At 51.7% G+C, this 15,678-nt stretch carries 16 protein-coding genes; 13 read left to right on the top strand and 3 right to left on the bottom strand.

Annotation, left to right across the window (positions count from 1 at the left end; translation table 11 throughout):
• Window positions 1–57: 57 nt before the first annotated feature.
• The 4 genes from trxA to ACTF7Q_RS08285 all read left to right on the top strand — a co-directional run bounded on the left by trxA (window position 58) and on the right by ACTF7Q_RS08285 (window position 2,326).
• The gene (trxA, locus tag ACTF7Q_RS08300) at window positions 58–957 is read left to right on the top strand and encodes a thioredoxin (protein WP_438997374.1); all 900 of its coding nucleotides are present in this window, start codon (window positions 58–60) and stop codon (window positions 955–957) included.
• Window positions 958–1,042: 85 nt separating this feature from the next.
• Complete coding sequence (locus tag ACTF7Q_RS08295; protein WP_438997373.1) at window positions 1,043–1,696, top strand: LON peptidase substrate-binding domain-containing protein; 654 nt, start codon at window positions 1,043–1,045, stop codon at window positions 1,694–1,696.
• Entirely contained in the window at window positions 1,680–1,931 is a 252-nt protein-coding gene (locus ACTF7Q_RS08290; RefSeq protein ID WP_438997372.1) for a Trm112 family protein, read from the top strand. Before ACTF7Q_RS08295 ends, ACTF7Q_RS08290 begins: the two co-directional genes overlap by 17 nt.
• 29 nt (window positions 1,932–1,960) lie before the next feature.
• Window positions 1,961–2,326, top strand: a complete 366-nt coding sequence (locus tag ACTF7Q_RS08285) for a gamma-butyrobetaine hydroxylase-like domain-containing protein (protein WP_438997371.1) — start codon at window positions 1,961–1,963, stop codon at window positions 2,324–2,326.
• Window positions 2,327–2,334: 8 nt separating this feature from the next.
• Here the strand turns inward: ACTF7Q_RS08285 and ACTF7Q_RS08280 are convergent, their stop codons facing one another.
• Complete coding sequence (locus ACTF7Q_RS08280; protein WP_438997370.1) at window positions 2,335–3,636, bottom strand: FAD-dependent monooxygenase; 1,302 nt, start codon at window positions 3,634–3,636, stop codon at window positions 2,335–2,337.
• Window positions 3,637–3,638: 2 nt separating this feature from the next.
• Window positions 3,639–4,157 carry a D-glycero-alpha-D-manno-heptose-1,7-bisphosphate 7-phosphatase gene (locus ACTF7Q_RS08275; protein WP_438997369.1) on the bottom strand — a complete coding sequence of 173 codons (519 nt, stop codon included), beginning with the start codon at window positions 4,155–4,157 and terminating at the stop codon, window positions 3,639–3,641.
• Window positions 4,158–4,419: 262 nt separating this feature from the next.
• Here ACTF7Q_RS08275 and ACTF7Q_RS08270 point away from each other — a divergent pair, with 262 nt between their 5' ends.
• The 7 genes from ACTF7Q_RS08270 (at window position 4,420) to ftsY (ending at window position 12,818) form a co-directional block, all read left to right on the top strand.
• Window positions 4,420–5,616, top strand: a complete 1,197-nt coding sequence (locus ACTF7Q_RS08270) for an aminotransferase class I/II-fold pyridoxal phosphate-dependent enzyme (RefSeq protein ID WP_438997368.1) — start codon at window positions 4,420–4,422, stop codon at window positions 5,614–5,616.
• 145 nt (window positions 5,617–5,761) lie between these two features.
• Window positions 5,762–8,110 carry a DNA translocase FtsK gene (locus ACTF7Q_RS08265; RefSeq protein WP_438997375.1) on the top strand — a complete coding sequence of 783 codons (2,349 nt, stop codon included), beginning with the start codon at window positions 5,762–5,764 and terminating at the stop codon, window positions 8,108–8,110.
• Window positions 8,111–8,117: 7 nt separating this feature from the next.
• Window positions 8,118–8,705, top strand: a complete 588-nt coding sequence (locus tag ACTF7Q_RS08260) for a LolA family protein (protein WP_438997367.1) — start codon at window positions 8,118–8,120, stop codon at window positions 8,703–8,705.
• An 86-nt stretch (window positions 8,706–8,791) separates the two neighbouring features.
• Window positions 8,792–9,571, top strand: a complete 780-nt coding sequence (xth, locus tag ACTF7Q_RS08255; protein WP_438997366.1) for an exodeoxyribonuclease III — start codon at window positions 8,792–8,794, stop codon at window positions 9,569–9,571.
• 116 nt (window positions 9,572–9,687) lie between these two features.
• On the top strand, window positions 9,688–10,569 hold the full coding sequence (gene dapF / locus ACTF7Q_RS08250; RefSeq protein WP_438997365.1) for a diaminopimelate epimerase: 882 nt from the start codon (window positions 9,688–9,690) through the stop codon (window positions 10,567–10,569).
• Complete coding sequence (gene mtaB, locus ACTF7Q_RS08245; protein ID WP_438997364.1) at window positions 10,556–11,887, top strand: tRNA (N(6)-L-threonylcarbamoyladenosine(37)-C(2))-methylthiotransferase MtaB; 1,332 nt, start codon at window positions 10,556–10,558, stop codon at window positions 11,885–11,887. Before dapF ends, mtaB begins: the two co-directional genes overlap by 14 nt.
• Before the next feature lies 1 nt (window position 11,888).
• Window positions 11,889–12,818 carry a signal recognition particle-docking protein FtsY gene (gene ftsY / locus ACTF7Q_RS08240; RefSeq protein ID WP_438997363.1) on the top strand — a complete coding sequence of 310 codons (930 nt, stop codon included), beginning with the start codon at window positions 11,889–11,891 and terminating at the stop codon, window positions 12,816–12,818.
• Window positions 12,819–12,859: 41 nt separating this feature from the next.
• Here ftsY and ACTF7Q_RS08235 read toward each other — a convergent pair whose 3' ends face one another.
• Entirely contained in the window at window positions 12,860–13,789 is a 930-nt protein-coding gene (locus ACTF7Q_RS08235) for a YdcF family protein (protein WP_438997362.1), read from the bottom strand.
• A 72-nt stretch (window positions 13,790–13,861) separates the two neighbouring features.
• Between ACTF7Q_RS08235 and ffh the strand changes: the two genes are divergently transcribed.
• Both ffh and rpsP read left to right on the top strand, forming a co-directional pair.
• Window positions 13,862–15,379, top strand: a complete 1,518-nt coding sequence (gene ffh, locus ACTF7Q_RS08230; protein WP_438997361.1) for a signal recognition particle protein — start codon at window positions 13,862–13,864, stop codon at window positions 15,377–15,379.
• A 62-nt stretch (window positions 15,380–15,441) separates the two neighbouring features.
• Window positions 15,442–15,678, top strand: a 237-nt coding sequence (gene rpsP / locus ACTF7Q_RS08225) for a 30S ribosomal protein S16 (RefSeq protein WP_438997360.1), incomplete at its 3' end; no start/stop codon positions are given.

Raw genomic sequence — 15,678 nt, 5'->3', positions numbered from 1 at the left:
GACATGCCTCAGATGAAGGTATGATAAATAATTGACGACGTTAAATTTGAGGCTGATATGGAACAGATCATCGCTGGTGCAAATGCATCCCCTGTCGATGTAAATATGAATAATTTTATGGCCGAGGTGATCGATGGCTCGTCGCAGATGCCGGTCATCGTGCAATTCTGGGCGCCTTGGTGCGGTCCGTGCAAACAGCTAGGCCCGATTTTGGAAAAGGTCGTTGGCGCCAATACTGGCAAAGTCAAAATGGTGCGCGTCAATATTGACGAGAATGCCGAAATTGCCCAGCAGATGCGGGTACAATCAGTCCCAACCGTTTTCGGATTTGTGAATGGCCAGCCGGTTGATGGCTTTGCCGGGGCGCAGGCCGAATCATCGATCAAGCAATTTGTCGCCAAGCTGATTGCCAGTGGTGGCGGTGGCGCCGATGCGGCCAGCATGATTGAGGCTGGCAACGAAGCGGTTGACCAACAGGATTTTGCCGCGGCAATGACGCATTTCCAGCAAGCGATGGAAGCTGATCCTGAATCAGCCGAAGCGCTTGGCGGTGTTATTCGCTGTCTGACTGGCATGGGCGATCATGCCAGCGCGCGCGAGGTGGCAGATCAGCTCAGTGATGAGTATAAGGAAAACAAGGCGATCATCGCCGCGATTGCGGCGCTTGATCTTGCCGAACGGGCGGCGGAATCAGCTGGCGGGCTGGAAGCTGCACGTGCTGTTGTGGCCGCCGAACCCGAAAATCTGGATGCGCGTCAGGAATTGGCGATGGCTTTGTTCGCTGTTGGTGAAAACGCCGCGGCGATGGAACAATTACTGGAATCGATCCGCATTGATCGGACTTGGAATGACGAAGCGGCACGGGTGCAGTTGCTTGATTTCTTCACTTCGATTGGCGTTGCGAATCCCGATGTTATGAAAGCACGACGCAAGCTATCAACATTACTGTTTTCGTAAGACGATCCAGATAGATAAAGCCGCAATAATTTGTCTTATGGTGGACTAGGTTGCGTATGATCACGTTTGAAAGGATTTTCACATTATGGTGTCATCACCCTTTGCTGTAGATTTTGGCGATCTGCCATCCCAGCTGCCAATTTTCCCGCTGGCCAATGCGGTGCTGTTGCCAGGTGGACAATTGCCGCTGAATATTTTCGAGCCGCGCTATCTGGAAATGTGCCAATTTGCGCTAACCACGCCAACCCGTATGATCGGTATGATTCAGCCTTCAATGCAGGGTGATAAAGACGATCTGTTCACTATTGGCTGTGCTGGGCGCATCAGCTATTTTCAAGAGACAGATGACAACCGTTTGATGATTTCGCTGGATGGGATTTGCCGGTTCAGGTTGGATGATGACGTGGTGCAAGATGGCGGATTCCGGCTGGCCAATGTCCGCTGGGATGGCTTTGCTGCTGATATGATTGCCGATGATATGGCGCTGGAAAAAGAGCCGCTATTGGCGATTATGCGCCGCTATTTTGAAATCAAGGGGTTTGACGCTGATTGGGATAATATCGAGCGCGCCGAAAATGTGCAGCTGTTGACCACATTGGCTATGGTATGCCCGTTTGATGTATCCGAAAAGCAAGCTTTGCTAGAAGCCGAAACATTGAAAGCGCGTGCCGACCTGTTGATGGCGATGATGGAAATGGCCATTCACGGCGATGAAAGCCCGCATGAGTCGCGCCACTGATATGACGAATGATAAAAAGACTGATGATGTGACGAATGGGAGTGAAATGATGATTGATCCAACCTTGATGGATGTTCTGGTTTGTCCGATTGCGCGTTGCCCGTTGGTGTATAATGCCGAAACCAACGAACTGATCAGTGTTCAGGCGCGTAAGGCCTATCCGGTGCGCGACGGGGTGCCAATCATGCTGATCGATGAAGCCCGTGACCTCGATGATAATGATGTGCCAGCCTAGATAATTTTACTCAGATAATGGACGATGTAATGACCGCACCAACCAGCTTTCCTCTGCCACAGGAAATTCGCCTGTCACCAACCAAGGATATGCTAACGATTTCCTTTGATACAGGTGATCTGGTGACCTTGCCTGCGGAATTATTGCGGGTTGAATCACCATCAGCCGAAGTACAGGGTCATGCTCCGGATCAGAAAAAAACTCCTGCCGGAAAAGGTAATGTCCGGATCAAGGATATTGAACCAGTAGGTAATTATGCCGTGCGTCTGGCGTTTGACGATGGTCATAATACTGGTCTGTTCAGCTGGGCGTTGCTATTTGATTACGGCATGCGTAAAGACGAATTAATGCAGGCCTATGAAGCACGGCTGGCGGCAGAAGGACTGCACCGGTAATCATACGCTTAATGCGGTAATTTACCCTGCATCAAGGACGCCTTGTTAAGTTTGCCACCCGCGGCAATATGGCTGAGTGTCCGTTTTAAGGGTGAGGCATTGACCAGACTCATGCCAATGCCACTGAGTCGGCGCACGCTTCGCGGCATGTTGAAAAACAGATTATTCAAAGCGGTTGTCACCGCGCTCATCGCCAGCACTTCGACATTCCGGCCAGCGGCATAATCACGCAAGACCGATGGATGACCGGCGGTCAGGCCACGCTGATGCGCCTGTGCCAAACAATCGGCGAGCACGGCGGCATCACCAAGCGCCAGATTATAACCTTGTCCGGCAAGTGGATGAATGGCGTGAAAAGCGTCGCCTGCCAGCACTATATTGTCACTGGTTGGAGACAGGCTGAGCGCGGGTGCCAATGGCCATAAAAGCCGATCACCATCAACAGTCAGACGACCCAGATCATAACCAAAGGCAGCGTTACAGGCACTGTCGAACTGGCTATTATCCATCGCCATATGCGCGTCAGCTTCATGGGTAGGTAATGTCCAGACCAGCGAAAGCAGATTGTTCGGCATCGGCATCAAGGCAATGGGCCCGCCAACCAGAAAGCGTTGAAAGGCACTGTTGCCATGCGGCCTTTCGCTTTTCAGAACCGCGACAATGGCCGATTGCCGATGCGAAGCAGCGCGGGTCTTTAGCCCTGCTAATTTACGTAGCGGACTGTTAGCACCATCGCACGCGATCAACAGATCGCATGATATAGCGCGACCAGATGCACATGTCATATGCGCTTTCTGGCCGCTAATGGATAATGAGCTGATCGTCTCATCTTGAATATATCTGACATTTGTGCTGGTAAGGCGTTTTTTTAGAGCCGCAAATAGATGGTTATTCTCAACAACATAACCCATGGGCGCGTCATCATGCGACCAGTGCAGGTTAAAATCGCTTTTGGCCTGGCTATGTTTGTTGGTGGTTGCCGTGGCGGCACCTTCGGCCACATGCATATGCCAGATCGGTGCGGCTTTATCGGCAAGATATGACCAGACGCCAAGACAATCGAGCATTTTGGCACCTGCGGCATGGATTGTGGTTGTGCGTCGATCACGCGGGATTGATGCGGCTTCTTCGGCGCTATTAGCCGAAGCAGGGTCACTGCCGGATGATCGGTCAATGCCAGAGGATCGATCAATTAATGTCACATCATATGGCGTATGTGCCAAGGTGATGGCCATCATCAGACCCGTCAGACCGCCACCAGAAATGACAATTTCAGCTGTTTTGGGATCATTTTTCTGTTTATCTGGCATTATCACCCCTTAAAATGTTGTTGCAGTATTTGCCGCGCCATAGTTGCCAGATTGCCCCCTTCAAAACGATAGGCATGACAGCCTGCATGATGGCCTGCTTCGACATCTTTTGTATTATCGCCGATCATCACCGAGCGTGATAGATCTAGCGCCCATTTTTCAGCAAGATTGAGTATCATGCCTGGGGCAGGCTTGCGACATGCACAAGGAGTTTTCAGATCCTCGATAACGGCCAAAGGATGATGTGGGCAAAAGGCAATATCGGTGATGGTGACACCCGCCTTGCCAAGTTCGTTTTGTAAATGATTATGAAAAGCGTGCATATCGGCCTCGGTGAAAAAGCCGCGCCCAATACCACCCTGATTGGTGACGATAAATATATCCAGCCCAGCATTCGCAAATAACTGTAACGCCTCAACCGCCCCGTCAATCCACGCAAAATCGGCAATATCCCATGTATAACCATGATCGTGGGTCAGGGTATTGTCGCGGTCAATAAAGATGGCAGGTTTTTTTATCATGCTGTCCGTAAAGATTAAGGGTGCCCGAAGCGGTAAAGAGATTAATCAGAGGTTCGTTTTCAGCGATTGTTGATCTATTATATAATTAATTGTTGGCAGATCGCCAGTTCATCCTTGCTTTGATTTTAGCTGGTTCATTCGGGCTGTGCATGAAGGCCGGTGCATCTAGGTGGGGTTACGATTGCCCATTCGGACGGCATGCAATACAACTATACCACGTTCATGCTGTTATGGACGTAGGTTTATATCTTAAGGCGTGACCATGAAGTTAAACCCCGACTATTCGGTTTTTGATGGCAATATGTTTGTTCAGCTTCGGGCGTTGCTGGCCGATGTGGCCGTGCCAGAAGACAAACCTATGCTTGATCTGTCGATTGGCGAGCCGCAACTACCGGTGTCATCAATACTGACCGATGGGATTCAGACCTATAATAAGGGTTGGCAATTTTATCCAAAAGCCAATGGCACCCGCCGTTTTCGCGCAACCATCGGTGATTATATTGCGCGGCGTTGGCCAGAGGCAGCCGGACTGGTTGATGTCGATAGGGCAATCGCGCCCGTAACCGGCACCCGCGAACCGCTTTTCATGCTGGGCAATCTGGTGCAAGGCACCAAGCCCGATCCGGTGGCGCTGGTGACGAACCCGTTCTATCACGCTTGGCGCGCGGGGGGACTGGCAAGCGGTAGCGAGATTATTTTTATGAATAGTGATGTGGCGCATAATTTTCTGCCTGATCTGGATGCGATCAGTGCGGAGATATATGCACGCACAACGATCATGTATCTATGTAGCCCGACCAATCCGCATGGCTATGTTATGGATCTCGACTATCTGAAAAAGGCGCTTGGTTTGGCGCGGCGCTATGATTTTCTGCTGGTGCTGGATGAATGCTATGCGGATATCTGGCGTGGTTCGCCGCCTACGGGTTTGCTAGAAGCCGCGGCGGCGTTGCTGCTGGATAGTGGCGTCGATGATCCCTTGCATAACATGGTGATATTGAATTCACTGTCGAAGCGGTCTGGTGCGGCGGGTATCCGCGCGGGTTTCATGGCTGGCGACAGGTCAGTGATTGGGCTGTATCTAAAGCTGATTGGTAATGGCGGGTCGCTGGTGCCGACACCATTGCTGGAAATTGCCAGCGATCTATATGCAGATGAAGCGCATGTTGCCAAAATTAGGGCACATTATGACCATTCTTTTGCCCTAGCCGAACAGCATCTTGGTATCACCGCCCCAGCTGGCGGTTTCTTTCTGTGGTTGTCGGTTGGGGATGATATAGAGTTTGTAAAACGATTAATGACTGAACAAGCGGTAAAAGCTATTCCCGGATCATATATGGGGGTCGAAACAGCAGCAGGTAATCCGGGGCGCGGATATGTAAGGCTGGCTTTGGTGCATGAACATGCGGTGATCGATCAGGCATTGGCACGTATTGCCACTTTATATCAGGCTAAATAGACATTAATTGACTTAACATTTGACTTAATAATTGACTTAATAATTTACCGGGGCACCCACGCTACATGCCTTTAATATTTGGGTGACGACGAATACTGGCTGTTATAGATTACAGGCCGAAAAGAATGGAACTATCAGCATAGATATGCAGGACGAAACCGAAAAGAAACCACTTTTATCTACCGCGGTTGCCCGCTTTCTCCAGCATCGTCTGATGGAGCTGGTTGGCCTGTGCCTATTTGGGCTGGGCTGTCTGGTCATGGCTGCCCTTGCCAGCGCGCATAGTGGCGATCCGTCATGGAGCACTGCATCAAATGCGATCGTGCGCAACTGGCTGGGCCCGATCGGGGCCAATCTATCATCGGGTCTACTAAGCGCGATTGGTTTTGGCTCTTTTGCCTTGGCTGCAATCCCGATCCTGTGGGGTATAAGGCTTATCCGCAAGCGGGTTATCACTCATTTTCGTATCCGTTTCTTTATGGCACCCTTGTGTCTGATCTTACTGGCCGCAGCAATTCAGGGTCTAGCTGGTGGTGGGGCGACCGCGCTTGGCGGCGCTGCCGGGGCGTTAGTGCTGGGATGGTCACTGCAATTTATTGATCCTCTACCCGAAATATTAGGTTTTGGCACAGCGCATTATCTGGGGCTGGCTTTTGGGGTTCTTGGTGTCTGGAGCTGGCTGTGGTCAGCCGCCCTGTCACGCCAGCAATGGCTAGGATTGGGGCTGGGATTAGGACGTGTAACCGGTAGTATAACAGGAAGCATAAAAAACGTGTTTGGCGTGGCTGGCAATATGATGGCGCGTGACGAAAGCGTTGAAAAGCCAGTCAAGAAAACCAAGCCAAAACGCAATAACAAAACGCGTCAGGAACCAGTTCTGGTGGCAGGTGCCAGCGTCGATGAGGCCGAAACCAAAACCGCCGGACGCGCGACCAAAGCTGGCAAGGGCAAACAGACAGTGCTTGATTTCGATGCCGCTACGGGATTCAAATTACCGCCGCAAAAGCTGTTACAGGCGCCAGGCAAAAGCGTAACAGTGCCCGCCAAGGCAGTGTTACAGGAACATGCCAATATGCTGGAAACTGTATTGTCTGATTTCAGCGTTAAAGGCAATATCGCCGATGTGCGTTATGGCCCTGTGGTCACTCGCTATGATCTGAATCCGGCACCTGGCACAAAATCACAAAGGGTGATTTCGCTGGCGGATGATATTGCCCGTTCGATGAGCGCGATATCAGTGCGCGTTGCGGTTGTGCCAGGCCAGAATGTGATAGGTATTGAATTACCGAATGAAGACCGGCAAACGGTGATTTTGCGTGATGTTCTGGACAGTGCTGTCTGGCGTGAAAATAACAACGCCCTGCCGATGGCGCTTGGTAAAGATATTGCGGGCGCGCCGATTGTTGTCGATCTGGCCAAAATGCCGCATTTGCTGGTCGCAGGCACCACCGGATCGGGTAAATCGGTTGGGATCAATGCGATGATCCTGTCTTTGCTTTATCGCCATACACCAGAGACTTGCCGGATGATTATGATTGATCCGAAAATGCTCGAATTATCGGTTTATGATGGGATTCCGCATTTGCTTAGCCCGGTGGTAACCGATCCGTCAAAGGCGGTGGTGGCGCTGAAATGGGCAGTGCGCGAAATGGAAAACCGTTATCGCAATATGGCGAAGATGGGCGTGCGTAATATAACCGGCTATAATGAGCGTCTTGCCGAGGCGCGCGCCAAGGGCGAAACGTTGACGCGTCGTGTGCAGACCGGATTTGATCCAGAAACCGGCAAGCCAATCCATGAAGAAGAAATTCTCGATCTGGCGCCCCTGCCCTATATTGTCGTGCTGATCGATGAGGTTGCCGATCTGATGCTGGTGGCAGGCAAGGAAATTGAAGCGGCGGTGCAACGGCTGGCGCAGATGGCGCGGGCGGCAGGCATTCATGTGATTATGGCAACCCAGCGGCCATCGGTTGATGTGATTACCGGTACGATCAAAGCTAATTTCCCGACCCGAATTAGTTTTCAGGTTACTTCAAGGATCGATAGCCGCACAATTCTAGGGGAACAAGGTGCCGAACAATTGCTGGGGCGCGGTGATATGCTGTTCATGGAAGGGGGTGGCCGCGTGATGCGTGTGCATGGCCCGTTTGTGCAAGATGGCGAAGTCGAAGCGGTTGCCAATTTTCTGCGCCTGCAAGGTGAGCCTGAATATGATGAGCGCGTGGTTGCCGATGCCGAAGATGATAATGGCGGCGGGGGTGGTGCTATGGACGGGGTTTTGCCGACCGGAAATAGCCTTTATGAGCAAGCTGTCCAACTTGTGGTGCGCGAGCAGAAAGCCTCGACAAGTTTTGTGCAGCGACATCTTAAAATCGGTTATAATCGCGCAGCCACAATTATCGAGGAAATGGAATCAAACGGCATCATCAGCGCCGCCAACCATGTGGGCAAGCGCGATGTGCTGATAACGGATGAGGCGGATAATGGGTTTTAACACAAGGATGAAGCGTCTGTCGTTAGGGTTTGTTTTCATCATCCTTATGATGCAGTTGAGCCTGACAGCACAGGCCGCCGATACCGTGAGCGCCGCCGAGAACTGGTTCGCCGATTTGACCACAATGCAGGCGGACTTCACGCAAATTTCATCGGATGGCAGTGCTGCCGAAGGCACCTTATATCTGCGACGTCCGCACCGGATGAAAATCGAATATGAAGGTGATGATGGCTTGATTCTGATCACCACGCCTGTCTGGCTGCATGTTGACCAGCCCAAGCAAAAGCGCGTGACAAGCTATCCGATTTCGGAAACCGCTTTGTCACTGATCCTTAAGGAAAAGGTTGTTCTGCGCGCTGATGATTTTCAAACTAGTGCGCGTGTGGCAGACGGCATTGCGACGATCTATTTGCGCAAGGAAAGCGGCGAAGCGGCAGGTGATCTGGCGTTGGAATTCAGTCTGAAACCGTTTCAGCTACGCAAATGGACAGTGCGTGATTCGGTTGGTGTCACCACCAGCGTGACCTTGCAGAATATGAAATTCGGCCTGACATTCCAGAATGAGCTATTCCGGCAAAGCGACTATTCGAACTAATCCCTTCTATCTGTATGCTTAACAACACTACCGACAGATATTTGGCAGATATCAATTTAATCAGCAAAGCTGAGATAGATACATAAATGAAAATAGCGACTTGGAATATCAATTCGGTGCGTCTGCGGCGTGATCTGGTAAAGCAGTTTCTGGACGAAAGTGATGTTGATGTTCTGTGTCTGCAGGAAACCAAAACTGAAGATAAAAGTTTTCCGGCGGAGTTCTTTGCTGAGGCTGGCTGGGCGCATCAGGCGATTCGTGGTGAGAAAAGCTATAATGGTGTGGCGATATTATCACGCACGCCGCTTATCGATATTGCGCATATAAACTGGGCAGGCAAGCAGGATTGCCGCCATATTTCGGCACGTACCGAAAGCGGTGTGACGATCCATAATTTCTATGTGCCAGCTGGTGGTGATGTTGCTGATCCGGACGAAAATCCCAAATTTGCGCATAAATTGACCTTTCTTGACGAGATGACCGCGCATTTTGTCCAAAACCGTCCAGAAAATGCGGTGCTGGTTGGTGATCTGAATATCGCGCCGCTGGCCGAAGATGTGTGGTCAACGAAACAGTTGTTAAAAGTGGTTAGCCATACACCCGTTGAAACTGATGGGCTGAAAGCCCTGATGGCCAAGGGAAGCTGGCATGATCCAGTACGCGCATATTTTGGCGATGACGAACAGATTTATTCATGGTGGTCCTATCGTTCGCGCGACTGGCAGGTCAATAATCGTGGTCGTCGGCTGGATCATATCTGGGTTAGTACCGACCTTGCTAATGCGGTCAGCAAAGCCGAGATACTGACAGATTACCGAAATGCGGAAAAACCATCGGATCACGTACCCACGATTATTACCTTATGATCTGTTCTTAGCGTTTGTTGTTCCCTATGCCCGTTCTGTTTGCCAGCCACCTTTGCTAGTCACCTTTGGCGGGAAAGACTTTGCACGGCATTATAAAGTGGCGTATATGCAAAAGCATGATCACATTTTTGAAAATGCATGGCCTTGGTAATGACTTTGTCATTCTGGATGCCCGCGATCCCGATAGTGGTATAGGTGCGGATATATCCGTGCGCGCTGCCAGCCTTGTCGCTGATCGCCGGCTTGGCATTGGCTGTGATCAGTTGCTGATTATCCGGCCAAGCGATAACGCTGATATTTTTATGCAGATTTTGAATCAAGATGGTTCGGTTGCTGGTGCCTGTGGGAATGGTACCCGCTGTGTTGCCGATTATGTGATGCGTGATTTAGGTGTTGATCGCCTGCTTATAGAAACCAAAAGCACGATATTATCTGCTGGACAAAGCCGGATTGGAAATGCCGATCTAATAGCGGTCAATATGGGCGCGGCGCGGCTTGACTGGCAACAGGTGCCGCTGGCACGTGCGCAGGATACGTTGCATGTTGATCTTGGTGCGGATGCGCCTGCCTTGGCGGTATGTCAATCGATGGGTAATCCACATGCGGTTATGTTCGTCGATGATGTGGCGGCTATCGATCTTGAAGCTATCGGACCCAAGCTGGAACATGCTGATATGTTTCCTGATCGTGCCAATATCTCGATTGTGCAGAAGCTGGATGATGCAAAATTCCGTATGCGCGTATGGGAGAGAAGTGTTGGCATCACGCAAGCCTGTGGGTCAGGTGCCTGTGCGGTTGGTGTTGCGGCGTATCGGCGCGGGCTAGGCGGGCGGTCGTCAGAAATCGTGATGGATGGCGGTTCGGTCTTTATCGAATGGCGTGATAACGGCACCGATGGCGGCGAGGTCATTATGACCGGTCCGGTGACCTATGTCGGACATGGCGTTCTGGATGATTCGATTTCAGCCTTGTTTGGGACTCATCATGCCAAAGCGTAATACGCCGCAAGTCGAAACCTTTGGCTGCCGTCTGAATATCTGGGAGTCCGAAGTCATTCGCGAAAAAGCCGCCGCGGCAGGTGTGCAGGATGCGATCATTTTCAATACCTGTGCGGTGACATCCGAAGCCGAAAAACAGGCGCGACAAGCGATCCGTAAAGCGCGTCGTGAAAATCCAGATAGCCAGATTATCGTGACCGGATGTGCTGCTCAAATCGCGGCCGAAAACTGGACCAGCATGGATGAAGTCGATGTGGTGCTTGGCAATCATGACAAGCTTCAGGCAGAAAGCTGGCGTGATCTTGGGTCTGCCTCTGCCGCCCGTCTTGATGATGCCCGTGAAGATGTCCGTGAAGATGCCCGTGAAGATGCCCGTGAAGGGATGGCGGCCAAAGTGGTCAGCGATATCATGCAGGTGCGCGAAATGGCATCGCATATGCTGGATGGCTTTCAGGAACATACCCGCGCCTTTTTGCAAATCCAGCAAGGCTGTGACCATCGCTGTACCTTTTGTGTCATCCCCTATGGCCGCGGCAATAACCGTTCAGCCGGTCTGCATCAGATTATCGATGCGGCACAAGCACTGGTTGATGGGGGGGCGTGCGAAATTGTTCTGACAGGCGTTGATATTACCTCATGGGGTAGTGATCTGGTAGGTCGTCCGCGTCTAGGGCGCTTAGTCCGTGCCTTGTTGCGTGAAATTCCGGCCTTGCCACGCTTGCGTCTATCTTCGATTGATCCTGCCGAAGGCGATGCCGAATTGATGGCGGTGTTGGGCGATGATGACCGGCTGATGCCGCATATGCATATTTCTGCGCAGCATGGCGATGATCTGATATTAAAGCGCATGAAGCGGCGGCATCTGGGGCGTGATATCATTCGTTTTTGTGATGAAGCACGGCGCCGTCGCCCCGATATCGTATTTGGGGCTGATATGATTGCCGGATTTCCAACCGAGGATGATGCCGCACATCAGGCAAGTTGCGATATGATCGCGCGCGCCGGTATTACGCATCTGCATGTCTTTCCCTATTCACCACGTCCAAGCACGCCAGCCGCATCGATGCCACCAGTGGCCGCCGCCGATATAAAAAACCGGGCGGCGTCCCTGCGGGATATCGGATCAGAACGGCTGTCACATCTGCTGGATAATTCAATCGGTAGTTTTGATCAGCTTCTGGTCGAGTCAGGCAATAAAGGGCATGGCCGTAATTTTTCGAAAATCCGACTACAAGGTGATTATGTGCCTGCCGGATCGCTGGTTGATGTAAAAATAACGGATCGTGACGGTCAAGAGCTGATTGCCGAAAGAGTGTAAAATGAGCTGGTTCAAGAAACTTAAAGACGGACTTGGTAAATCAACAAACAAGGTGACAGCCTCGCTATCATCGCTGAGCAATCTGTTTGGCGGGGCACGTATTGATGCCAGCTCGCTCGAAGAGGTTGAAGATGCGCTGATCAGTGCTGATCTTGGCACCGCATCGGCACAACGTCTTGCGGACAGGATGCGCAAGCATAAATTCGACGGGCCGATTAATTCTGATACGCTTGGTCAGGCGCTGGCAGATGGCATCACAGAAATTCTGGAACCAGTTGCGCAAAAGCTGGAGATTGACGCCACGCATGCACCGCATGTGGTTTTGCTGGTTGGGGTCAATGGGTCAGGAAAAACAACCACGGCTGGCAAGCTGGCACAGCAATGGCGGGATGAAGGCAAAAGCGTCATGTTGGCGGCTGGCGATACATTCCGGGCGGCGGCTATCGAACAATTGCAGATATGGGGCGCACGCACCGGCACCGAAGTGATCGCTGGCGCCCAAGGTGGTGATGCGGCGGCACTGGCGTATGAAGCGCTGGAAAAAGCCAAGGCCGCTAATATAGATGTTCTGATAGTTGATACGGCAGGGCGTCTGCAAAACCGAACCGAATTGATGGATGAACTGGCCAAGATCGTGCGGGTGATGCGCAAGCTTGATGACAGCGCGCCACATGATTCGGTGATTATTCTGGATGGCACCGTTGGTCAGAATGCGATCAGTCAGGTTAAAGCCTTTCGAGAGGTTGCCGATGTGACTGGCCTGATTGTCACCAAACTTGACGGGTCAGCCAAAGGCGGCGTTGTCGTCGCCCTAGCCGAAGAATTTGGTCTGCCAGTGCATGCGGTGGGGGTTGGCGAACAGGCGGATGATCTGCAACCCTTTGCCGCGGCCGAATTTGCCAAGGCGCTGGTCGGTATCGATACCGACTAGGGTTTGCTAAGCTTATGGCCAGGTGCCTATTTCGGAATTGCCTATTTTGGAATTAAGGCATCGGTCTTGCCACTTAACCAATAGGCAAATAGGCCGACATATTCATGAAATACGATCGCCATCGTCCGCAGGCCGCGTGGCAAATCCCAGATATGTGAAAATCCGCTTGGCAAGGTCTGGTAATCAACCGGATAGGGGATCACCCCGCTCCATCCGGCGTTTCTGAAACTGCCAACCGCCCGCGGCATATGCGACGCTGATGTGACCAGAACCCAGAATGACCCGGGTTGAGGGGATAGTAAAGTTTCGCTGTTGATCGCATTTTCATAGGTGTTACGGCTGGTATCCTCAAATAGGATGTTTGGTGAGTCAGCCATGCCCAGATCGTCAAGCAGACGTTTGATTGTCTGATTTTCCGACCATCCTTTCGGCACCAACGCGCCGGAAAAACCGGTAAATAAGATCGGCATATCAGGGAATTGGCGATGCAGGTGAAGCGCGGTTGTAAAGCGTTCGGCGGCCGCGTTTAATTGCGGCTGACCTCTGGTTTCGGAAATCTCACCATAGCCTGTATGACCGCCCAGAATGATAATGCCATCAAGCGGACGACCTTCAAGGATTGGGACATCAAAGCGGTTTTCAAGAAATTGAAGCGGGATATGTGATAGCGGCACAAAGCCGTATAATAGCGGCAAGATCACCGCCGCTATGGTCAAACGCCGCGCCCAGCGCCGGTTTTTGAACAGGCGGCATAGCAGTGCTGCCAGTAATAGCAAAAAGGGCTGGATGACAGGCTGGATAAAAATCTTCAGGATTTTTGATAATATGAAAAACATAGAACAGCTTGACAAATTTGCCAGTTTGGCGCAATAGAGATGCACATCCGGCCATCGCCGACTATCAGACCTTAGCGGGTTCCACACGTCCTTGAAGTTTTCGAGCACGGGTGCGTAAATGCTTTTATGGCGCATTCATGTAATCGCTGGTCTGCTGGGCATATGGTTTGGGCTTTGGAACGGATCGATAAGTAGATATGGAACGTTATGTTTGAGAATCTGAAGGACAAATTAGCCGGCGTATTTGACGGCCTTGCCAAGCGCGGTGCGCTTCGCGAAGGCGATGTTGATGCGGCTTTGCGCGAAGTTCGTCTGGCTTTGCTTGACGCCGATGTTGCCTTGCCCGTTGTCAAAACCTTTATCGAAAAGGTGCGCGAAGGCGCGGTTGGCGTCGAAGTTCTGAAATCGGTGCGTCCAGATCAACAGGTTATCAAGCTGGTTAATGACGCGCTTATCGATGCGCTTGGGGGTGATCCGGCTCCTTTGATGACAGGCACAAACCCGCCGTCAGTCATTCTGATGGCAGGTCTGCAAGGTTCGGGTAAAACCACGACTGCCGGTAAATTGGCGCGGCGTTTACGTGAACGTGACCGCAAAAAGGTAATGGTGGCCTCGCTTGACGTGACACGTCCGGCCGCGCGTGAACAATTACGACGTCTTGGTGAACAGGCCGAAGCCGGTATTCTGCCCGAGCTTGATGGCGAGTCACCCGTACAGATTGCCAAGCGCGCTTTGCAAGCGGCAAAATTACAGGCCTATGACGTGCTTATTTTGGATACGGCAGGCCGAATCAGTGTTGATGAAGCATTGATGGCCGAATTACGCGATGTCCGCGCCGCGACCAATCCACATGAAATATTGCTGGTTGCCGATGCCATGACAGGTCAGGATGCGGTAACGACAGCTTCGGCATTTAATGATGCGGTAGGTGTTACCGGTATTGTCTTGACGCGTCTTGATGGTGATGCGCGTGGTGGTGCGGCGCTGTCGATGCGGCAGATCACCGGCTGTCCGATCAAGTTTGTCGGTGTTGGCGAAAAGCAGGATGCGCTCGAAGAATTTGATCCGGCGCGTCTGGCTGGCCGTATTCTTGACATGGGCGATGTGGTTGCGCTGGTTGAAAAGGCCGCTGAAAGCATCGAGGCCGAAGAAGCCGAACGTCTGGCCCGGCGTATGGCCAAAGGCCAGTTTGATATGAATGACTTTCTTAGCCAGATTCGTCAGCTCCAGAAAATGGGTGGACTTGGCGGTATCATGAGCATGTTGCCAGGCATTGGTAAAATGCAGAAACAGATCGCCGCTGCCGGTGTCGATGACAATATGATCAAACGGCAGGAAGCCATTATCTTGTCGATGACCAAAAAGGAACGTATTTCGGTGGGCTTGCTGAATGCCTCACGCCGGAAACGTATCGCGTCCGGATCCGGCACATCAGTGCAGGATGTAAATCGTCTGGTAAAGCAATATCAGGATATGGCGCGAATGATGAAAAAGCTTGGCGGCAAAGGTGGCGCGTCTGCCATGAAAGCCCTACTTGGTGGCGGTGGCCCGTTTGGTGGTGGCGGTATGGGCGGTGCTATGGGTGGTGGCAACATGCCTGACCTGGGCGCGCTTGCAAAAGGATTGGGAGGTAAAATGCCCGGTGGATTATCAGGTGGATTATCAGGTGGGTTACCTGGCAGTTTGCCCGGACTGGGGAGCAAACCTCCTGAAGATAAGAAATAGTCTTGGGATCATATGGTCTCGTTTAACCAAAGTATTTAATAAGCCTGTGAGAGGAAAAATTCATGGCATTGAAAATCAGACTTGCACGTGGTGGTGCTAAAAAACGTCCATTTTACCGTATCGTTGTTGCCGAGGCAGCGTCGCCACGTGATGGTCGTTATGTTGAGCGGGTTGGTACATATAACCCAATGGTGCCGAAGGACCACGAACAGCGTGTGACCCTTAATAACGAACGCATTTCATTCTGGATGAGCAAAGGTGCCCAGCCAACCGAACGTGTTCAAAAGATGCTGGCATCT

The organism is Puniceispirillum sp. (SeqCode), assembly GCF_965657105.1.
GTDB lineage: Bacteria > Pseudomonadota > Alphaproteobacteria > Puniceispirillales > Puniceispirillaceae > Puniceispirillum.
This window is presented reverse-complemented; position numbering and strand designations above follow the sequence as displayed.